The organism is Corynebacterium jeddahense (assembly GCF_028609865.1).
Taxonomy (GTDB): Bacteria; Actinomycetota; Actinomycetes; order Mycobacteriales; family Mycobacteriaceae; genus Corynebacterium; species Corynebacterium jeddahense.
In genome coordinates, this window is sequence record NZ_CP063194.1 from 2297681 (window position 1) to 2316780 (window position 19100).

A 19100-nucleotide genomic window follows, 5' to 3' on the forward strand; every position below is an offset into this window, starting at 1 on the left:
GCGAAACTGTGGCGAGAGCGCCGATAAGCAAAAATCCCTGCTTACGGCCCGAGAAGCGACACCGGCGCAACGACGATGCCGTCCGCGCGGGTGTAGGCGGGCCCGCCCCCGGTGACCACGAGCAGGACTGGTTCGACCTCCAACTGGCTGGCAAAGCGCGTGAGCGTCGACGCCGCTTCGTCCACGACGTGCGGGTAGTGTCCAAGTTTCACTTCGACCAGAAGGGGCCGGCCGTTTAGCTGCACCACCGCATCGACCTCAAGGTTTGTGTTCAGACGGGCGTGGTAGACCTGCTCGTCACTGTACGCGCGCAGCTCGTGTACGACGAAGGATTCGAAGAGCTGCCCCGCGTACTCGGGGTCGTCGGCAATGTCTCGCGGCTGGCGGGCGAGCGCTGCGACCGCCAGCGCGGGGTCCACGAAGTGGCGCTTCGGGGACTTTCGCAAAGTGGCTTTGGAGCGGAGGTGGGTCGACCACGCCGGCTGATCCACCGAAATGAAGATCCGCGACAGCGCATCCAAATAATCAACCACCGTGTCCCGAGAAACCCCCACATCCTTGGCCAGAGTTTGAATGTCCGCTTCAGTTCCAACATTTCGTGCGAGTGAAGCCAGGAGCCGGTTGACCCGCTCCGGACTGCGCTGAACGCCATCGGGAGTCCTGATATCCACATGTGCGACCTGCTCGAGGTACTCGCGGTTTGAGCGGAGAGCATCTTGAACGGTGAGACCCACGTTGTCGGGCCACCCGCCACGGCACATTGTCTCAACAAGTTCGTCGAAGCTGAGGCCGCTCTCCAAATAGTTCGGAGTCTCACCCTCCGCAAGTGCAGCGAGCGACACCGCCCCAGAGGACTCACCCGTCTCAAACATCGTCAGCGTCGACATGGTTACATGTGCGAAACGCCCAGCTCCCGAGTGTCGGGTGAGCTCCTCTGTCGGCGCCGTCGACCCGGTGAAGATGAATTGCCCCTTTACCTGCCTGCGGTCGATCGTGTGTCGTGCGAGGTCCCATAGGTGAGGTTGAATCTGCCACTCGTCAATCAGCCTCGGAACATCTCCCTCGAGCAAACTCCCCGGGTCAGCTCCCATGAGAAACGGCACGCGCGGGTCAGTATCCACACTCAGCACGCTGTTCGCCTGCTGCCGCGACGTCTCCGTTTTGCCGCACCCTTTCGGTCCGCGAACTAAGACGCCACCTTTGCGTTGCAACGCGTTTTCAAGCCGGGAATCTGCGAGCCGCGGAATGTACATGACATGCGATTATAGCGCCGACCCAACAGATTGAAACGCGATCGCTCGACAGATTGAAACGCGATCGCTCGGCAAAATGTAATTCACACTGTCTGCGAGCGAGGGCACGGAGTTGCCGGACCCGGCCCGAGTTTCCAGCGGAACGGTTGTAGCGAATCGCCGGTTGGGGTCGATTCGCTACAACCGCTTCGCTGGATTCTTCGCGGGCTCCGGGTCACCCGAGTCGGGCTGGGGTTACCCGAGGCTGCGGCCGAGAGCGTGCAGCTCCCACCCGGCCTGCTGCCACTGTTCGACGGGGAGGACGTTGCGGCCGTCGATGAGCACTTGCTTCTCGACGAGCTCCGCCGCGTGAACCGGGTCCATCTGCTTGAACTCGTCCCACTCGGTGGCCAGGATGACAAGCTCCGCTCCGGTGAGCGCGTCCTCGAGGGAGGCGGCGTAATCCAGCGTGGGGAACACCTTCCGGGCGTTGTCCATGCCTTGCGGGTCGTAGACGCGCACCGCGGCACCGGCAAGCGAAAGCTGACCCGCGACGGCAAGGGCAGGCGAATCGCGCACGTCGTCGGAATTCGGCTTGAACGCCGCACCCAGCACCGTGATCCGCTTGCCGATCAGCGAGCCCAGCACCTCCCTGCTCAGATCGATCACGCGCTGGCGGCGGCGCATGTTGATCGCGTCGACCTCGCGCAAAAACGTCAGCGCCTGGTCCGCGCCCACCTCGCCGGCGCGCGCCATGAACGCGCGGATGTCCTTCGGCAGGCACCCGCCACCGAACCCGAGACCGGCGCCGAGGAACTTGCGGCCGATGCGGTCGTCGTGGCCGATGGCGTCGGCAAGCTGGGTGACATCTGCGCCGACGATCTCGCAGACCTCGGACACGGCGTTGATAAATGAGATCTTGGTGGCCAGGAAGGCGTTGGCGGAGACTTTCACCAGCTCCGCGGTCTGCAGATCCGTGACGATGAACGGGGTGTTGTTCGCGAGCGGGGTGGCGTACACCTCCCGCGCGATCGCTTCGGCGTTGGAACCGGCCTGTACGCCCAGCACGATGCGGTCCGGTTCAATGGTGTCTTTCACCGCGTAGCCCTCGCGGAGGAACTCGGGGTTCCACGCGATCTCGACGGTGGTGCCCGGCTGTGCAAGCTTGTCGGCGCGCTCCTGCAGCGCCGCCGCGGTGCCCACCGGGACGGTGGACTTACCCAGGATCAGGTGCTCGCCCTCCAGGTGCGGCACCAGCGAATCGATCACCGCCTCCACGTACCGGGTATCTGCCGCGTACGAGCCGCGCTGCTGCGGGGTACCCACGCCGATGAAGTGAACGTTGGCGAACTGGGCGGCTTCTTCGTAGTTGGTGGTGAAACGGAGCCGTCGAGAAGCGATATTGCGCTCGAGCACCTCGGGCAGGCCCGGCTCGTAGAACGGGACCCGGCCGTTTTGCAGGGCCTCGATCTTCGCCTCGTCCACGTCCACGCCCAGCACCTCGTGGCGGAGCTCCGCCATGCACGCCGCGTGCGTCGCACCCAGGTAACCAGTACCAATCACAGTCATCCGCATAACAGGCCATTATGCCTGGGGATGGACGGTTCGGCAGCGCGGGAAATGAGCTGGGCGAATTTGCAATGTTGCAATCAAGAGGCGCTGCTGCGAGACCTTAATTGCAAAAACCGCCGATTTTGCAAAATAGGGGGGCGCTGGGGCGCTTATAATTGCAGTATTGCAATTAACCGAGGGGGAGATATGGCTGGAGACTACAAACCGCTCAAGACGGTTTTCCACCAATCGCGTGACGGGAAGCGGGTCGCGGATCAAACGTACGAGTCTCGCTTCACCTCCCCGTCCTCCTTACATTGGGACTTTTCCGTCGGAAATTACCCGTTGTTCGTCCTGCTCACCGAGGAGATTCAAGGTCTCCTCGAGCGAGTTTGGAAGACGGAGCTACGCATCGCTCATAAGTGGACAACACTTCCGGGCGTAGCGGGCGGACACTATCTCACGGGACTCCTCATTGAAGAGATTCAGGCGACGAACCAAATCGAGGGTGTCCATTCGACGCGGAAAGAAATTGCAGAGGCCTTGGAAAACCCTTCGACCGGCCCACATAAACGCTTCCGGGAGATGGCTGCGCTTTATCAATCCCTACTCAGCACTGCGGACCGGCCGCATTTTCCGTCGTCACCGGCGGAGCTGCGAAACGAGTACGACAAACTCCTGGACGGCGAGATCGACGAAAAGGATCTTCCCGATGGCCAACATTTTCGGGCGGGATCCGTGGGCATCCACGACGGCATGAAGGAAATCCATCAGGCTCCCGTCGGTGAGCGCAACATCGAGGAGAGGATCGAGACCTTTCTCGCATCCCAGCGCACCGAATCCCACTTGCTGGTGAACGCCCTCATCGGTCATTTCATGTTTGAGTACACCCACCCCTTTTACGACGGAAACGGCCGCATGGGTAGGTTCCTCCTAGCTTTCAAAGCGCTGGAGATTCTTTCTCCGCCGACTTCGATGTCACTGTCGCACCAATTCTCCTTACAGCGCAAGAAGTACTACGCCGCCTTTACCAATGCCGAGACCCAGATGAACTATGGAGAGGGCACCTTCTTCCTCAAAGCCATGCTGGAAATGCTGGTCAACGCCCAAGACGATTTGGAGAGCTCACTTGACCAAAAGCACGCCCACTTGGAGGACTTGGATGTCACATTGTCGAGCCTCAAACGCGGTGAATACGAACGTGATCTGCTCTTCCTCGCAGGACAGACATATCTGTTCGGCCCCCACCGCCCCATCCCGCTGAACGAGGCTGTGGCCGCAATGAAGCGGTCTTGGAACACGATCCGTCCTGTCGCGGAAGAGCTGGAACGCGAAGGCCTTCTCGCCGCCGCAACTAAGAGGCCCCTCGCCTACCAGCTCACGACGGAAGGACGTGAGCTTCTCAAACTGCGGTAAGTAAGGGCCCTTCGCTTATCGACGTTTCCGTCTAATTCAAGTTCCCCTTCTCAGCCTCACCGGCGCCGGACTCAGTGGCTTCGCCCGTGGTCGCACCCAGGTTGCCGCCGTTCCAGTCGGTGCCGGGGCGGTGGGTCTCTGCGGTTTCGACAGTGGTCACGGCGCCGTCGGTGTCAGCGTTGACGTTGTCGCGGCCGATCTCGTCGTCGTGCCTGCCTTCGCCGTGGTCGTGGCCGTGGTTGTGGCCCTCGCACTTGCACTCGCCGGGAGGGCAGTCGCAGGTCTGGTGGCCGCACGAGCACTGGCCCGCCTCATGGCCGCAGCCGCAGGCCTCGCCGTTTGCCGGAGCAACTACCTTATCGACGGAACCTTCGGCCGGAACGATCTTGATTTCCTCACGCACTTCAGCGTTCGCGGGGTTGACCGGCTTGTCGTGGTTGCCGCAGCCGCAGGTGTTGTTGGACATGGGTCGCTCCTCTCGCCAGGTATAAGTACAGCTCAACGGTACTTACGGTTGGGTTGCGAACAAGGAGTTTCGCCGAGTGACCACGGATTTCCGCCGGTCAATGCCCCTTCATTATTGGCAACCAGTTTCATTAGTGGGTGGTGGTGCGGTGGGACCGGAGGTCGTCGATAAGCAGGCTGCTCCGAGGTGGAGGTGGGCCGTCAGACAAATCGAGCTTCCCGCCGATTTTTGTGCAGGTAGCTCGATCTTGGTAGCTGCATCTTGAGGCAAGCGGGCGCTGTCAGGAGGTACCTTGCTTCTAGTCATCGTTTTCCGACCCGAGAAAGACCCCAGATGAAGAAGTTTATTGCCGGCTTCGTGTCCACTGCGCTCCTGGTGGGCGCAGCTCCGGCCGCCGCCCAGGAAGTGACGTTCAGTGGATCACCGGAGCCCACCCCGACGAGCACGTCGGAGACGTTCGGCCGGCAGGAGCCGAAGCCTGCGCCCAAACCGAAACTTTCAGAGCTTGGTTTCGGCCCGGAAGATATTAAGCTGCGCAAACGCGGTGAGGTTTGTTTCATCGATATCCCGGATGGTGCCGGGAACCCGATGGAGGACCTTTATGAGCGCTTCTACAGCAAGACTTCCTGGACCTCACTCGAGGCAGAAACCTATCTGCCGATCATCGAAGAGGCTCGGGAAGAAGCGCGAAGAAAAGGGGTTTGGAGCAACGACGAGCAGCGCTACATTCCCCTCACCGAGCTGGATAAGACAGAGGTCGCCATGGCCGACGCCCAGGTGCAAGCGCTGAGGGACTGCGCAAAACCCGAGGCAAAACCCGAAGCCAAACCAGAGGCTACGCCGCAGAAAACGACGGTTGAGAGGACGACGGTGGAGCGGACGACCGTCGTGAAGGAGCCCGCCGCGCCTCAGGGGAAGAACACGCTGGCCATCGTGGCGATCGTACTGTCCGTGCTCAGCCTGCTCGTTTCCGCCGCGGGCCTCGCACCGCAGCTGCAGCAGCTCCTATAACCGCAGCCGCACCCCCCAAACTCAAACGCCGAACACCTACTGGAAGTTGAGGTACGCCTTCGACGGCGTCGGCCCGCGCTGGCCCTGGTACTTGGAGCCGAGCGCGGACGATCCGTAGGGGATCTCGGCCGGCGAGGTCATGGCGAACAGCGCGAGCTGGCCGACCTTCATGCCCGGCCACAGCGTGATCGGCAGGTTGGCCACGTTGGAAAGCTCCAGCGTGATGTGGCCGGTGAAGCCCGGGTCGATGAAGCCGGCGGTCGAGTGCGTGAGCAGACCGAGGCGGCCGAGGGAGGATTTGCCTTCGAGGCGGCCGGCGAGGTCGTCGGGAAGCGTGAAGCGCTCCAGCGTCGCACCCAGGACAAACTCGCCGGGGTGCAGCACGAACGGCTCGCCCTCGGGCACCTCGACGAGCGTGGTCAGGTCGGGCTGCTCCAGCTTCGGATCGATGTGCGTGTAGCGCTGGTTATTGAACACCCGGAACAGGCTGTCCAGGCGCACGTCGATCGAGCTCGGTTGAATCAGCCCTGCGTCGAAAGGCTCAATGAGGAGCCTTTGCTTATCGACGGACTCACGGATATCACGATCAGAAAGCAGCACGCCGGCCAGTGTAGTTGGGCGCTTTTTGGGCTGGGCGGGGGCGGTGCTACTCTTACCTCTGCTGCATTTCAGGTGTGGCAGTGCCGGCGTAGTTTAGTGGTAGAACATCAGCTTCCCAAGCTGAGAGTGCGAGTTCGATTCTCGTCGCCGGCTCTCCTAGATGGGGCTTACGCGGGGGTCGTGCACGGGATACCGGGGAGACCCGTGGCCGACAGGTACTTGGGGCGCGCCCCTCCGGTCACGAGCATGGTGTACCTCGGCGCGTAGGCCACCGCGCGGGACAGGGCCTGGGGATCGTGGTGGAAGACCTCCCGCATGATCATGGTGTTGATTTCCACAAAGACCAGCCGGATGCCGGTGTGTTCCACGATCTCGATAGGTTCCCAGTGAATGGGTTCCGACGATTCAAGAGCCATGAGGCGGCGCTTCGGTAGGTGGTGCCCGCGGGCGAAGTGGGTACATTGTTCCAGGTCGACGAACCGGCAGGCGCTGCGCAGATGAGGCAGCGGGTAGATCTTTCCGCAGCTGCGGAACGCGTTGAGCGCCGACGAGATCTCGAACACCTGCCCCATGCGCCGCCACAACACATCCACTCCCCTGCTCGTGCGCAGCCTGAACGTGAACTGGTAGAAGGACATGTTCACGGTGAGACAGGTGCCGAAGCGACGGTACTTGGTGGCGGGCACCCAGTCTTGGACGGCAAGCTCACGCAACGGACACCTCGCAGGGGCCGATCGGCGACATCGACACCAGGTGGACGCTTCGCCTGGTATGACCGTCCTCGCCGGTCACCTCCGGACCGCGCAGCACGCCCCACTCGCGGTTGAAGTCGACGGCTTGGGCGGCGCCCGCGGGGTCGTGGTTGTAGCGGGTGAACGTGCCGCGGGCGGTCTCAATGACAAGCTGCGTGCCGTCGACCTGCACGGACAGGATCTCCAACCACAGCTCCTCCGGCCCGTTCGCGGCCTTGAGCGCCGGGATCCAGTGGGGTTTGTGGCCGCGCGCCACCAAGTCGCACTCGCGGTGGCCGATGGACGGGGCTGTTTCAACCCGGGACATGGGGGTTTCTCCTCAGAGCAATCGCACTTCCGGCGGGCGGTTGCCGCGCCGGCGGATCTTCTCCCGGAAGCACCGTGCGCGATCTTGCGCGGTTGCTAATCGACGATCGCCGGGAGACGTAGCCGTCAATTTCTTGATCCATCGGGCACAGTAGTAGACAGCTTTGTCTAGCGCAAGCTTGGATACACTCTTCCTCCATGCAGCTCACTCGCGCACTCATGGGACTGGCCGCAGGCTACGGCGCGCTGCAGGGCCGCGAGAACCGGCCGCGTCTGCCGTTCAACGACCCGTCGTTTGGCGCCAAGCACGCAACACCGGTGATGTACGTCCACGGAATCAATTCGCGGGCGGCGGCGTTCCGCCACAACGCCCAGCACCTGAAAGACCACGGGTTCTGGGTGTGGGGATACGACTACGGGGACATGATCGCGCCCGGGTTCTTCGGCGTGGGGGACTTAAACGCCATCGTGGGCGACGTCGCGAACAACGTTGAGCGCGTACTTAAGGCGACGGGCGCAAAGCAGGTGGACATCGTGGCGCACTCACAGGGTGCGCTGATGACGAAGCTGTTCATCGCCCGCGGCGGCGCCGGGAAGGTCCGGCGCGTGGTGGCGATGGGCGGCAACTTTCACGGCACCGATTTCCGCGGGTGGGCCGGCGACCTGGGCAAGGTGGCGTCCCGGCTGCCCCGGCTGACTTCTTTGGTGGCGCCGGGTGCGGCGCAGCAGCTGGTGGGGTCGGCGTGGCTTCGGGACTTTGCAAAGGTGCCGGACACCGACCCGCGCGTGGTGTACACCTCGCTGTATTCGCCGGCGGACACGGTGGTCACCCCGAACTCTGCATCCGAGCTCGAATCTGTGGGAGGCGCGGACGTGGCCAACGTGGATTCGGCGCGCTTCTACGGCGGGTACGCGCCCCTGCACATGCTCATGCCGCGGGACCCGCTGTACGCGGAGCTGACGTTGTGGGGACTCACGCGCGACGTGGGCGAGCACACACCCCCGGAAGTGGATTGGCTGGTGTAACGCGCTAGAACGCGAGAGTGATTCCGTAGAACACCGACGTCAGCAGCAGGCCGATCACGGCAATGAGGGTCTGGTTCACGGTCCACGTCTTCAGCGTGGTGGCCACGTCGAGGCCCATGAGGCGGCCGACGAGCCAGAAGCCGGAGTCGTTGACGTGGGAAGCGATCACGGAACCGGCCGCCGTCGCCAGCACGATCAGCGCCAGCTGGACGCCGGAGTAGGCGCCGGCCTCCACCGCCGGCACCATGAGCGCCGCCGCAGTGGTCAGCGCGACGGTTGCCGAGCCCTGGGCGATACGCAGCGCCGCGGCGATCAGCCAGGCCGCGAGCAGGACGGGGATGCCGAGGTTCGACATCGAATCCGCCAGTGCGTCGCCGATGCCGGAGGTCCGCAGCACCCCGCCGAACATGCCGCCCGCGCCGGTGATCAAGATGACGGAGCACACCGGGCCGAGCGCCGACTCCATGCGCGCCTGCACCTCCTCGCGCGGCACACCCAGGTTGAAGCCGACCGCCACCATGGCCACCAGCACCGTCACTAGCAGCGCGATCGGCGTCTGGCCGAGGAAGGTCAGGGTGCGGGCCCAGGTAGCGCCGCCATCGATGCGCCCCGAGGTAGACAACGCGTTGACACCCGTGTTGCCGAAGATGAGCAGCATCGGGATGAGCATCACCGCGATCACGGTGCCCGGCCCCGCCGCCTTGTGGGTCAGCTGCTGCTGGTCGCTCAGCAGGGTGTCGGCCACGCGGTTCGGGTACTTCTTGCCCACGTACTTGCCCCAGTGGTAGCCGGAGACGTACCAGGTCGGCAGCGCCACCAACAGGCCGAACAGCAGCACCAGGCCCATGTCCGCGCCGTAGAAGTCCGAGGCGGCGACCGGGCCCGGGTGCGGCGGCACGAACACGTGCATCACCGAGAACGCACCCGCAGCCGGGATGCCGTAGGCCAGGATCGGGCCGTCGAGGCGCCGCGCCACCGCGAAGATCACGGGCAGCATCACAATCAGGCCCGCGTCGAAGAAGATGGGGAAGCCCATGATCAGCGACGCCAACCCGAGAGCGAACGGAGCCTTGTCTTCGCCGAAGCGTTTCACGAGGGCGTCGGCAAGCGACTGCGCTCCTCCGGACGCTTCGACGAGGCGGCCGATCATCGCGCCCAGGCCGACGAGCAGCGCGATGTTGCCCAGTGTGGAGGAGAAGCCCTTCATCAGCGTCGGCATCACGCCGTCGATCGGGATGCCTGCGGCGAGCGCTGTGAAGATCGACGCGATGATCAGCGCCACAAACGCGTGCAGCTTCAGCCGCATCACCAGGAACAAAATGAGCGCAATCGCCGCTGCCGCGATTCCCAGCAGCGGGCCGGCTCCGAGTACCGGCTCCCAGGTATCCATGTCCATGGTGGGTACCTTATCGGCCGCGCCGACACGGTCGGAGCTACCCGCAATTCACAATCGGCTGCGGGTCGTAGACCGTGGTCTGGGTTTCGCTGTCGAGGAGGTTGCCGGCGAGGTCGTAGATGTAGCGGGTGTCGGAGGTGGTGAAGCCCTGCGCGCCACCGGAGGGCACGCAACTGGCGCCGGACACCGACACCGGGGACGGGGAGGTGTAGGCCCAGCGGCCGCCGTTGACGGATTCGACGTTCACCGTTTTCACACCCATGAGGGAGACGGTCACTTCTCCCCCGCCGACGCTGGTGGCGATGCGCACGGGGTGCAGGCTGTCGTTGCGGAACTGCAGGTCAATCGCGCCTTCGTAGACGGTGGCCTCGCGCCCGGCCGGGTAGCGGGAGATGTAGTAGGAGTGCGGGGTGTGCGCCACGTCGGTCATGCCGGCGAAGTAGGCGGCGTTGTACAAGGTGGTGGCGAACTGGGAAATGCCGCCGCCGACGGCGTTGTCGGCGCGCCCGTTCAAGATGATCCCGGAGTTCACGTAGCCCTGGGCGGTGCCGCGGGGGCCGGTGTAGCCGTTTAGGGAGAAGGTCTCGCCCGGGTTCACGATGGCCCCGTTGACAGTGGAGGCGACCAGCGCGATGTTCGTGCCGGACGCACCCGAATACCCGCCGGTGGTGAACGAGCCAACGACCTGGTCGAACGTGGCGTTATTCGCGGCCTCAGTGGTGAAGTCGGCCGGCACCGCCTTGTACGCGGCCTCCCAGTCGCGGGGTTGATCGGCAAGCAGCCTGGCGTCGAAGTCTCGGAGCGTGACGTCCCAGTCCACCACCGAACCGTCAACGGAGGGTTCGACCCCGCCGCCTGCGAGGACGCGGGCGTTTTGCATCTCCGTTTCCGTGCCTGCGAGCTGCTCGCCGAAGATGGTGCGGGCGGCGTCAGTGTTCACGACCGGGTCGATGCGGCCCTCCACGTTGGGGAACTGCACAACCTCACCGAGACGGTCCTGCGGGATCGTCGCCTGGACCGCGTCCTTGCCCCCAGCGTGAGCGGCCCGGCGAGCGCGGACTTCACCGGGCCGGACATCGCCGCCTGGATCACTGAGTTATTCACCGCCGGCTGGACTTCCTCTGGCTGCACCGTCACGCCCTGGGGGTTGAGCCAGCTTGTCGTCAGCTCATCACGAAGCATCGGGCGCGGGACGTCCTGGCCCAGCTTTGGGTCGGTGACCTTGCCCTGGCCGGCCTCGACGTTGATGGCGCCGTCGACAGGTTCGACGTGCAGCTCCTTGACCAGCCTGTCCAGCTGGGGGTTCAGGGCGGCGTCGTCGACCACGGTCACCGCGTCCACCTCGTGTGTGCGAAACAGGCCGGTCAGACGCGTAACCGGGTTGGCGGACTGCACGCCTGCGGCGGCGACGGTTGCGGGCCAATCGATGCCCAGCCCGGCTTGTTCCGGCACCACCGTCGCCTCCTGCGAGGCGGCGCGGACGGTCACCGGCTTCGCGGCCACCCCGCCAAGCTCCTGTTCGAGGCTGCGCTCGGCCTCCTCGGGTGCCATGCCGCCGATGGCGACGCCGCCGACGGTGGTGCCGCGGGGCACGTTGCCGCGGTTCATGGCCAGATCCGCGAGGTACAGCGCGAGCAGCACTACGAGCACGCCGAGAAGCGTCCAGAGCGCGATCTTCCCGGCCCGGCCGGAGCTCCTGCCGACACTATGCGAGGTTGGCTGTACGGTAGTCACCCGATTAAGGGTAGCCCGCGCGGCGACACGATCACAGCCCGACGCTGATGAGTTGCTGCTGCACGCGCGTCGCGGCTTCGTCGATGCGCGCCTCCGGGATGTAGCCGTTCTGCACGCACCAGACGATGTGGTCGATGATCCGCGGCAGGTCCGCGCCGGAGGACCACAGCGCTTGGTCGGCGCCGGAGCCGATCGCGCGGGCCACCGCGTCCATCGTCGGCGCGTAGTCGAGGATGCCGCGCATGCCGGACAGGTCGTCGGTGACCACGACGCCGTCGAACGGCACCCCGCCCGGGTAGTCGCCGGTGCGCAGCAGTCTGTATGCCTCCGGGTTCATCGAGCTGGGGACCCCCTCGGGGCCGAGCCCGGGCACGATCATGTGGCCCATCATCACACTTGCCTGCGGGAACGCGGCCAGGAGCGGGCCGTAGGGGCGCAGGTCGCTGCCGCGCAGGTCGTCGATCGGCGGGGTGACGGCGAGCTGCAGGTGGGTGTCGCCGGACGCGCGCCCGTGGCCGGGGAAGTGCTTGAACGTCGGGGTGACGCCAGCGTCGATAAGCCCCTGCGAAAACAGGCCCGCCACGCGCGCGACCTCGTCCGGGTTCCCGTTAAACGAGCGGTCCCCGACGATGTCGAGGCCCGCGACGTCGAGGTCGAGCAGCGGCGCGTAGTCCACGTTCACCCCGTAGGCCCGCAGCGAGCGCCCGATGTCCCAGCCGGTGCCGCGGATCACCTCGGGCGGCGTGCCGGCGAGCGCGCGCGGCGGCATGAAATCGCCGAACACCTGCGTGTGCCGCTGCACGCGCCCGCCCTCGAAGTCGATGGCCACCGAGAAGGGGCGCTGGTACTCCTCGCGCAGGGCGTTGATGTTGCGCCCCGGCTCGGTGAGCAGCGCCGGGTCCGCCCAGCTCGGGATGATCACCCCGCCGACCCCCTGATCGAGCGCGAATCGCGCCTGGTCGTAATCGGCCACCCCCACCACCATGAGGGTGGCCACCCGCGCGCGCAGATCCTCCGGTACCCGCAGCTGCGCAGGGGTCGGGGCGTGTTGCGTATCGACGCCCTCCGGCGCCGCCTGCGTCGACAACGCCGGCTGCGCAGACTCGTCCGGTGCCGCCGTCTCAACCGCGTCCTCCTCGCCGCACCCGGCCAGGCCCAAGGCGGCGACGCAGGCGAGCGCCGGCGCGAGGAGCGCCGCAGCGACGACCCGAGCCCTCATCGTCTCGCCCCTTCGCACCCGACACCTGCCACAAAACCACCGCCACTGTACCCGCGCTGGTAGGCTCAGCCGACATGTCCCACCGAGTCTTCCTTCCCCAGCAGCCGCAGGATCCCTCGGCGTCGCGGGCGGAGCGAACCTCCCGGGTCTCGCCGGTGCTCGCCAGCGCGGCAGTCGGCGCGGTCTTGGGCGTCGTGGGCGTGCTCGGCATCGCGGCCGCCTCGGGCCAGTCGACGGTGCCGGAGAGCAACGCGGTCCCAGCGGACAACGCTGTCCTCGGCGGGCCGGAGTACGGCTCCCGGAAGTAGGCGCCGTGCGGGGGATGCGCGCACACCTCGCGGGCTGGCTCGCGCTGGTTCTGCTCGTGCTCGCCCAGCCGCCCGGGCGGGTGGCGGCGGACACGAAGTTCGATCTCGTCGCGGATCCGGCCCGCTTCCTCGCGCGCGCCACGCACGCCTACACCGACGGGTTCCCGCTGGGTCAGGTGCAAAACCAGGCCTACGGCTACCTCTTCCCCCACGGGCCCTTCTTCCTCCTCGGCCACCTGCTACGCGTGCCCGACTGGCTGATCCAGCGCGCGTGGTGGGCGCTGCTGCTGTGCCTCGCGTACTCCGGCACGCTCGCCCTCGCTCGGCGCGTCGGTGTGCGCGGCACCCTCCCCCAGGTGCTCGGCGCGGCGTGCTACGCGCTGAGCCCGCGCATCCTCACCACCCTCACGGCGATCTCGTCGGAGGCCTGGCCCGTCGCCCTCGTGCCGTGGACGCTCCTCCCGCTCACCGGGCGCAAACCCCGCGTCGCGCCCGCCCTTATCGCCGTGGCCTGCATGGGCGCGGTCAACGCCGCGGCGACGATGGCGGCCTGCCTGCCCGCGTTCGTCCTGCTGCTCGCCCGGCGCGCGCCGAAGCAGGCGGCGGGGTTCGCGCTCGGCGCCGCTGCCGTGTCCGCGTGGTGGATCGGCCCGCTCATCGTCCTCGGGCGCTACTCACCCCCGTTTACGGAGTTCATCGAGTCCGCGCACGTGACCACGGCCTGGCTCAACCCCGTGGAGATCCTGCGCGGCACGACGAGCTGGACGCCCTTCGTCGACACGGAGCGCGCCGCAGGCCACCTCCTCGTCGCCGAGCCCGCGTTCATCATCGCCACCTGTCTCGTCGCCGCAGCGGGGCTCGCGGGGCTGGCGCGCCGCGACATGCCGTGGCGCGGCCCGCTCATCACCGTCTTCGCCGTCGGGTTCGTCGTCCTCGGGTCCGCCCACATGTGCACCACGCTGTACGACGGGGCCCTGGCCCCCTTCCGCAACCTGCACAAGTTCGACCCGCTCGTGCGTCTCCCGCTCGCCCTCGGCGCGGCGCACCTCGCGTCTCGGGTGGACCGGCCGCGGGCCGTGGCCGTCGCGCTCGCCGCCGCGGTGGCGCTCGCCCCCGCGTGGTCACTGCGCCTGCTGCCGGAGGGCACGTGGCGGGAGGTGTCCCAGGACTGGGTCGCGGCCGGGCAGTGGCTCGACGAGCACGCGGCAGGCACCCGCACCCTGGTAGTCCCGCCCGCGCAGTTCGCCCGCCAGACGTGGGGGTGGACGCGCGACGAGCCGATCCAGGCGCTCACCGCCAGCCGCTTCGCGTTTCGGGACGCGGTGCCGCTCGTGGACCCGGAGGCGATTCGGGGGCTCGATGGGCAGGCGGAGCTCGTCGATACGCAGGCGCTGCGCTCGATCGGGGTGGGCGCGGTGGTGGTGCGTCGCGACCTCGAGCGGCAGCCGCCGACGCCGAACCTCGGCGAGCCGGCCGCGAGCTTCGGGGACCTCGACATTTTCCTGCTCGACCCAGACCGCGACGTCATGGTCACCGACCGCGCGCCGGTGGCGGTCGACGGCGGCGGCGAGGTGCTGCCGCTGCTGTGGCGCGAGCTGGGCTACTTCCCGGCGCGTCTTACCGGCGAGCACCCCGACATCGTCACCGATACCCCGGCGCTCGCGGCGCGCAACTACGGCGCGATCCGCGGGCAGGGCGGGTACCTCGCCGGCGGGTGGGAGGACTCGACGGTGGCGAACCGGCTGAAGGACTACCCCTCGGACGGCACGCGCACCGGCGTCGCCGAGGACGGTATGGCGCGCGCGTCCTCTTCCGCCGCGGACGCGGGCGCGTTCGGCGGGCCCGACCCGTCGAAGTCGCTCACCGCCGCGTTCGACGGTCTCGCGGAAACCGCCTGGTGGCCAGCCCCCGGGGACGCGCACCCGTGGATCGAGTTCGTGTCGCAGCAGGAGACCATCTCCGTCACCGCCACCGCGGACACCACCGTGCGACTGTGCGACGGGCAGCGCGCCTGCCGCAGCGTCTCCCTGGTGAAGGACCAACCCCGGCAGCTCAGCCGCCGCGGCGCGACCATCCTCGAACTCACGGGGCGCGTCGGCATCCGCGAGCTCGACGTCGGCGTGCGCCGCATCGTCGAGGTCGAGGGCACCGCAGACCGCTACTTCTTCCAGCGCCACTTCCCGGACAACACCGTCATCCAGCGCCGCTTCACCACCGCCGAGGACGCGACGTGGCAGCTCTCCGCCCCCGCCACCATCGACGGCGAGCGCCGCGTCGGCAGCGTCACCTTGCCCGCGGGCACGCACGAGCTGTTCACCCGGGCAGAGACGGTGATGCTCTCGTGCGCGCCCCTGCCGGAGCGCACCGGGGACACGCTCGTGCTCACCACCCGTGCGTTCAACTCGGGCCTGCGCGCCACCCTCGGGGGCACGCCGCTCGAGCCGGTGCGTCTCGACGCTGGCGCCCAGGCCTTCCGCGTCCCCGCCGGGGCCAGCGGCGAGTTCGCCATGACGTTCGCGGGCGAGGACGCGTACCGCTACTCCCTCATCTTCGGCGGCGCGTTCAGCCTGCTCGCCGTCGCCGCGTGCGTGTTGCTGACCCGGCTGCGCGAGGACGGGCCGTACGCGCCGCCCGACGCCGTCGGCTGGGTGCCCGCCGCAGCCGCGGTCGCCGCCTTCCCGCTCCCGGGCCTCGCTGCGGTGGCGCTCGCGTGGGTGGTGCGCCGCTTCACAGTGCTGGACACCTCCCGGGTCGCGGCCGCCGCCATGGCCGTGTGCGGGCTCGTCCTCGCCCGCGCCCCGTGGCCCACGGCGCACTACGCCGGCTCGTCCACCTTCCTCGTCGCCGCCGGGTGCTTCGCGGTGGCCTGCCTCACCAGCCGCGCGCCGGGCACCTCCACGAGCTCGTAGGAGACGTACGCCACGGCCGTCGTCGCCAGCGCCGTCGCCGCGTACACGAGCAGGAAGTGGCCGCCGAAGACCGGCACCCCGAGCACCGGGAAGACGAAGTACAGCACCGCCATGTGCCAGAGGAACACCGAGTAGGACCAGCGCCCCAGCGTGCGCATCGTGGCCGAGGACAGCACGGTGCCGCGCTCCCGCGGCCCCAGCGCGTAGGGCGCAACGACGAGCGCGGCGAACAGCGCGCCCAGCAGGACCCGCGCGTTGAACTCGGCAGGTGACGGGTGGGTGAGCCCACGCGGGCCGATCACGCCCGCGAACCACGCCACGGGCAGCGCGGAGAGCGGGAACGGCCAGCGCGGCCCCCGGTAGGCCACCCCGGCGCGCTCCAGCTCGGCGAGCGCAAGCCCGACGGCGAACCACAGCGCGTACGAGGGCGGCCAGATCTGCAGGTTGAGCACCGCGGAGTCCTCGATGCCCGCCACGGCCCACGGCCACGCCAGCCCCGCCGCCACCGCGGCGGCGAGCGCCACGCGCCGGCCCCGCCCGCCGAGGCGCAGGTACGCGGGCAGGACGACGTAGAACGCGGCCTCGACGCACAGCGACCACATCTGCGTGAGCCCGTCGATAAGCGAATGCGGCACGTAAAGCTGCAGCAACAGCAGGTTCGCCGCCGCCTGCGCCCACGACACCCCCGCGAGCGGCGGGAGCGCGAGCAGCACGACGGCGACGCACACCACGTACGCCGGCGCGAGCCGCGCCACCCGCCGCGCCGCGTAGCCCGGGCGCATCCCGCCGCGGGCGAGCAGGAACGCCGACAGCGCGAAGAACACCGCCACGAAGTAGTCGAAGCGCTCGAGTACCGCCGAACCCGTCGCGGTCTGGAACGCGACGTGCGTGGCCACGATGCCGTACGCGGCGACGGCGCGCAGGCCGTCGAGCTCTGGCAGAAGGGGCGGTCTGTTCACGATGGCGCAAGTTTAACCGCCCGGCAGGCCCGGTAGGGTGGCACGGGTGAACCTGCGCCGCCGCCTCGCCGCCTGCCTCGGCGTCATCGTCGTGTGCGCCGCGCTCAACCTCATCTCCCCGGCCGTCATCGCGCACCAGCGCACGCTGCGGCCCGGCGACTACACCATGCGTTTCGACGCCGCTTCGCCCGGCGACCGCGCCACCACCCAGACTCAGACCCAGACCCACACCCGCACCGTCACCCTCACCAAGGCCCCGAAGCAGCTCAACGCCGTGGTGACCGTGGACGGCGAGGAAGTGGACCACTTCCCCATCGATCCCTCCACCGCCTTCCCCGCGAAGGGGCGCGCCGGGCTCGGCCCGTTCCTGCCGTACCGCCCGGAGCGGCGCTCCTACCCGCTGTTCGACACCGCCGCGGGCCGCGACGTCGCGCTGGATTACGTCGGCCCCGGCTCCGTGCGGGGGCTGGAGACCTCGAAGTACGCCGCCACACTCTCGGACGGCTGCACCCGCACCGTCGACGCGGAGCGGCGCACCGGGCGCATCGTCGACGAGGTGTGGGACTGCCCGCCCGAGCAGTGGGTGCTCGCCGAGGAGTCGAAGGCGGCCGCGGTCGACGCCGCCCGGCGCGACGTCGCGTGGCTGCGCGGGCTGCAGGTGATGGCGGTGCTCACCCGCTTCACCGCGGCGGCCGCGTTCATCGTCGGCCTGGTGAGTTATGCGCGCCGGCGGTAGCGCACGCTGGCTGGCCGGCTACGGCGCGCTGCTGGTTGTGGCCGTGACGTGGCCGTTTCTCGTGCCCGGCGGGGCGTTCGCGCTGCGCGACATGATGGTCTTCGACGCGATGGCGCTCACCCGGGCGTCGCTCGGCTGGGGCGACCTGCCCGCCCGCAACGTGCCGCAGGACGCGCTGCTGGGCATCCTCCCCCACCCCGTGTTGTTCCTGCGTTTCGCCGTCGTCGGCGCCGCGGCCTGCGCGGCGCGGGCGGGCTACCTGCTCGGGCGCGGCACGTTCGGCCGGGCGGCGGCGATGACGGTGGCGGTGTGGAACCCGTTTGTGGTGGAGCGACTTCTCCAGGGGCAGTGGTCCCTCGCCGTCGCCGCGTGGCTGCTGCCGCTCGTGGCGCTGGGCCGGGGCCCGGCGGCGACGCTCGCGCACTGGCTCGCCTCGCTCACCCCCACCGGCGCGCTCGCCGCGGCGTGCGCCGCTCGCGGGCGGGCTGGGCTCGCCGTGAGCGCGCTCACCTGCCTGCCGTGGGTCGTCGCCGGCGTGTTTGCGGGCGCGGGCGGGACCGCGTCGGCGGCGTCGGCGGGCGTGTTCGCCCCGCGCGCGGAGGCGCTCGCCGGCACCCTCGGGGCACTTGCCGGACTCGGCGGGATCTGGAACGGCGAGGCCGTGCCCCCGTCGCGCTCGGCGGGGTTCGCCCTCGCCGGCGTCGCGCTGCTCGCGCTGCTCGCCCTGGCCTGGCGCGACGTCCCCCGCCGCTGGCTCGCCCTCGCCGCGGCCGGGTTCGCTCTCGCGCTCGCCTCCTGGGCGGGGCTGACGGGCCCGCTCGTCGCCCACGTCCCCGGCGCGGGGCTGCTCCGCGACGGGCAGAAGTGGCTCATCCTCGCCGTCCCCGCCTACGTCGCGGCCGCGGGCGCGCTGGACGGGCGTCGTGCGCTCGCCGCCTGCGCGTTCGCGCTGCTCCAGGTCCCGGACGCGCCGGTCGCGCTCGCCGCGCTCACCCCCGTGCCCGCCGCCGCGGTTGAGATCCCGGCCGTCGATGACCGCGGCCGCGACGTCGTCTTCGAGTCCCGCCCGGCGCTTACGCGCGTCGCGGGCCGCGTCGCCGTCGACCCCGCCCCGAAGGCCATGAACGTCGTCGAGTCCGGCGCGCTCGCCGTTGACGGCGTGGTGGTGGACCCGCCGTCGGCGCGCTGGTCCGCCGCGCAGGTGGCACTGGATGGGCCCGACAGCCTGGGCCGGCTGCGCGGGCTCGGCATCGGGCTGGCCGTCCGCGCTGATGGCAGCGTCGTGGACGCGGGTGCCCCGGCGCGGGGCCTGCCGCCGGTTGGCGTGGCGCTCTTCGCGCTCTGGTGCGCCGTCCCCCTCCTCGCATGTGTCCAAGGTCACACCCTCAAAATAAACCGTCCTCACCTGCATCGTTACGCGGATTAGTGGGCGTACGCCCATTAATGGCGGTCGCCCACCGTTGGCCCCCTTGCATCACT

Annotated in this window: 16 protein-coding genes, 1 tRNA gene, 1 pseudogene and 1 riboswitch; of the genes and pseudogenes, 8 read left to right on the plus strand and 10 right to left on the minus strand. The window is 68.3% G+C overall.

The window, feature by feature from the left end; translation table 11 throughout:
• Positions 1–41 precede the first annotated feature (41 nt).
• On the minus strand, positions 42–1253 hold the full coding sequence (locus CJEDD_RS11075; protein WP_042408409.1) for an ATP-binding protein: 1212 nt from the start codon (positions 1251–1253) through the stop codon (positions 42–44).
• 234 nt (positions 1254–1487) lie between these two features.
• Positions 1488–2801 (minus strand): UDP-glucose dehydrogenase family protein, encoded by a 1314-nt coding sequence (locus CJEDD_RS11080; RefSeq protein ID WP_042408412.1) that lies wholly within the window; start codon positions 2799–2801, stop codon positions 1488–1490.
• A gap of 189 nt (positions 2802–2990) precedes the next feature.
• Here CJEDD_RS11080 and CJEDD_RS11085 point away from each other — a divergent pair, with 189 nt between their 5' ends.
• The gene (locus CJEDD_RS11085) at positions 2991–4199 is read left to right on the plus strand and encodes a Fic family protein (RefSeq protein ID WP_042408417.1); all 1209 of its coding nucleotides are present in this window, start codon (positions 2991–2993) and stop codon (positions 4197–4199) included.
• 31 nt (positions 4200–4230) lie between these two features.
• Here CJEDD_RS11085 and CJEDD_RS11090 read toward each other — a convergent pair whose 3' ends face one another.
• Positions 4231–4665 (minus strand): hypothetical protein, encoded by a 435-nt coding sequence (locus CJEDD_RS11090; protein ID WP_042408420.1) that lies wholly within the window; start codon positions 4663–4665, stop codon positions 4231–4233.
• Positions 4666–4998: 333 nt separating this feature from the next.
• Between CJEDD_RS11090 and CJEDD_RS11095 the strand changes: the two genes are divergently transcribed.
• Positions 4999–5676, plus strand: a complete 678-nt coding sequence (locus CJEDD_RS11095; RefSeq protein WP_042408423.1) for a hypothetical protein — start codon at positions 4999–5001, stop codon at positions 5674–5676.
• A 36-nt stretch (positions 5677–5712) separates the two neighbouring features.
• On the opposite strand, the gene dcd is transcribed toward CJEDD_RS11095, so the two are convergent.
• Positions 5713–6276 (minus strand): dCTP deaminase, encoded by a 564-nt coding sequence (gene dcd / locus CJEDD_RS11100; RefSeq protein ID WP_042408425.1) that lies wholly within the window; start codon positions 6274–6276, stop codon positions 5713–5715.
• Positions 6277–6358: 82 nt separating this feature from the next.
• Here dcd and CJEDD_RS11105 point away from each other — a divergent pair.
• Positions 6359–6429: transfer RNA gene (locus CJEDD_RS11105), tRNA-Gly, on the plus strand.
• 14 nt (positions 6430–6443) lie between these two features.
• Here the strand turns inward: CJEDD_RS11105 and CJEDD_RS11110 are convergent.
• Both CJEDD_RS11110 and CJEDD_RS11115 read right to left on the minus strand, forming a co-directional pair.
• Positions 6444–6989, minus strand: a complete 546-nt coding sequence (locus tag CJEDD_RS11110; RefSeq protein WP_042408428.1) for a hypothetical protein — start codon at positions 6987–6989, stop codon at positions 6444–6446.
• Positions 6982–7335: a hypothetical protein gene (locus CJEDD_RS11115; RefSeq protein WP_042408431.1), complete on the minus strand. Its 354-nt coding sequence runs from the start codon at positions 7333–7335 to the stop codon at positions 6982–6984. The genes CJEDD_RS11110 and CJEDD_RS11115 overlap by 8 nt, the downstream gene beginning before the upstream one ends.
• Positions 7336–7353: 18 nt before the next feature.
• Positions 7354–7474, minus strand: a riboswitch (SAM riboswitch).
• A gap of 58 nt (positions 7475–7532) precedes the next feature.
• Here CJEDD_RS11115 and CJEDD_RS11120 point away from each other — a divergent pair.
• Positions 7533–8360, plus strand: a complete 828-nt coding sequence (locus CJEDD_RS11120; protein ID WP_081764562.1) for an esterase/lipase family protein — start codon at positions 7533–7535, stop codon at positions 8358–8360.
• A gap of 4 nt (positions 8361–8364) precedes the next feature.
• On the opposite strand, the gene CJEDD_RS11125 is transcribed toward CJEDD_RS11120, so the two are convergent.
• The 3 genes and pseudogenes from CJEDD_RS11125 to CJEDD_RS11135 form a co-directional block, all read right to left on the minus strand.
• Positions 8365–9750, minus strand: coding sequence for a GntP family permease (locus tag CJEDD_RS11125; protein WP_042408439.1), 1386 nt, complete (start codon positions 9748–9750; stop codon positions 8365–8367).
• 43 nt (positions 9751–9793) lie between these two features.
• Positions 9794–11364 (minus strand): annotated as a pseudogene (locus CJEDD_RS12390) (VanW family protein).
• A gap of 157 nt (positions 11365–11521) precedes the next feature.
• On the minus strand, positions 11522–12709 hold the full coding sequence (locus CJEDD_RS11135) for a glycoside hydrolase family 3 N-terminal domain-containing protein (protein WP_273657526.1): 1188 nt from the start codon (positions 12707–12709) through the stop codon (positions 11522–11524).
• 74 nt (positions 12710–12783) lie between these two features.
• On the opposite strand from CJEDD_RS11135, the gene CJEDD_RS11140 reads away from it, so the two are divergent.
• Both CJEDD_RS11140 and CJEDD_RS11145 read left to right on the plus strand, forming a co-directional pair.
• A complete protein-coding gene (locus tag CJEDD_RS11140) occupies positions 12784–13017 on the plus strand; it encodes a DUF2613 domain-containing protein (protein WP_081764503.1) in 234 nt (77 codons plus the stop codon).
• 14 nt (positions 13018–13031) lie between these two features.
• Positions 13032–15926, plus strand: a complete 2895-nt coding sequence (locus tag CJEDD_RS11145) for an alpha-(1->3)-arabinofuranosyltransferase domain-containing protein (RefSeq protein ID WP_042406252.1) — start codon at positions 13032–13034, stop codon at positions 15924–15926.
• On the opposite strand, the gene CJEDD_RS11150 is transcribed toward CJEDD_RS11145, so the two are convergent.
• Positions 15833–16885 carry an acyltransferase family protein gene (locus CJEDD_RS11150; protein ID WP_232297691.1) on the minus strand — a complete coding sequence of 351 codons (1053 nt, stop codon included), beginning with the start codon at positions 16883–16885 and terminating at the stop codon, positions 15833–15835. The genes CJEDD_RS11145 and CJEDD_RS11150 overlap by 94 nt on opposite strands.
• A 46-nt stretch (positions 16886–16931) precedes the next feature.
• On the opposite strand from CJEDD_RS11150, the gene CJEDD_RS11155 reads away from it, so the two are divergent.
• Together CJEDD_RS11155 and CJEDD_RS11160 are read left to right on the plus strand one after the other, a co-directional pair.
• Positions 16932–17621: a porin PorA family protein gene (locus CJEDD_RS11155; RefSeq protein WP_042406255.1), complete on the plus strand. Its 690-nt coding sequence runs from the start codon at positions 16932–16934 to the stop codon at positions 17619–17621.
• Positions 17605–19047, plus strand: a complete 1443-nt coding sequence (locus CJEDD_RS11160) for an MmpA family trehalose lipid delivery protein (RefSeq protein ID WP_042406257.1) — start codon at positions 17605–17607, stop codon at positions 19045–19047. The genes CJEDD_RS11155 and CJEDD_RS11160 overlap by 17 nt, the downstream gene beginning before the upstream one ends.
• Positions 19048–19100: the final 53 nt, after the last annotated feature.

Bases quoted from the DNA above. Each gene is read 5' to 3' on its own strand.
- CJEDD_RS11125 (WP_042408439.1), bottom strand. From the start codon at position 9,750: ATGGATACCTGGGAGCCGGTACTCGGAGCCGGCCCGCTGCTGGGAATC.
- CJEDD_RS11095 (WP_042408423.1), top strand. From the start codon at position 4,999: ATGAAGAAGTTTATTGCCGGCTTCGTGTCCACTGCGCTCCTGGTGGGC.
- CJEDD_RS11160 (WP_042406257.1), top strand. From the start codon at position 17,605: ATGCGCGCCGGCGGTAGCGCACGCTGGCTGGCCGGCTACGGCGCGCTG.
- CJEDD_RS11140 (WP_081764503.1), top strand. From the start codon at position 12,784: ATGTCCCACCGAGTCTTCCTTCCCCAGCAGCCGCAGGATCCCTCGGCG.
- CJEDD_RS11080 (WP_042408412.1), bottom strand. From the start codon at position 2,801: ATGACTGTGATTGGTACTGGTTACCTGGGTGCGACGCACGCGGCGTGC.
- CJEDD_RS11145 (WP_042406252.1), top strand. From the start codon at position 13,032: ATGCGCGCACACCTCGCGGGCTGGCTCGCGCTGGTTCTGCTCGTGCTC.
- CJEDD_RS11085 (WP_042408417.1), top strand. From the start codon at position 2,991: ATGGCTGGAGACTACAAACCGCTCAAGACGGTTTTCCACCAATCGCGT.
- CJEDD_RS11090 (WP_042408420.1), bottom strand. From the start codon at position 4,665: ATGTCCAACAACACCTGCGGCTGCGGCAACCACGACAAGCCGGTCAAC.
- CJEDD_RS11120 (WP_081764562.1), top strand. From the start codon at position 7,533: ATGCAGCTCACTCGCGCACTCATGGGACTGGCCGCAGGCTACGGCGCG.
- CJEDD_RS11135 (WP_273657526.1), bottom strand. From the start codon at position 12,709: ATGAGGGCTCGGGTCGTCGCTGCGGCGCTCCTCGCGCCGGCGCTCGCC.
- CJEDD_RS11075 (WP_042408409.1), bottom strand. From the start codon at position 1,253: ATGTACATTCCGCGGCTCGCAGATTCCCGGCTTGAAAACGCGTTGCAA.
- CJEDD_RS11115 (WP_042408431.1), bottom strand. From the start codon at position 7,335: ATGTCCCGGGTTGAAACAGCCCCGTCCATCGGCCACCGCGAGTGCGAC.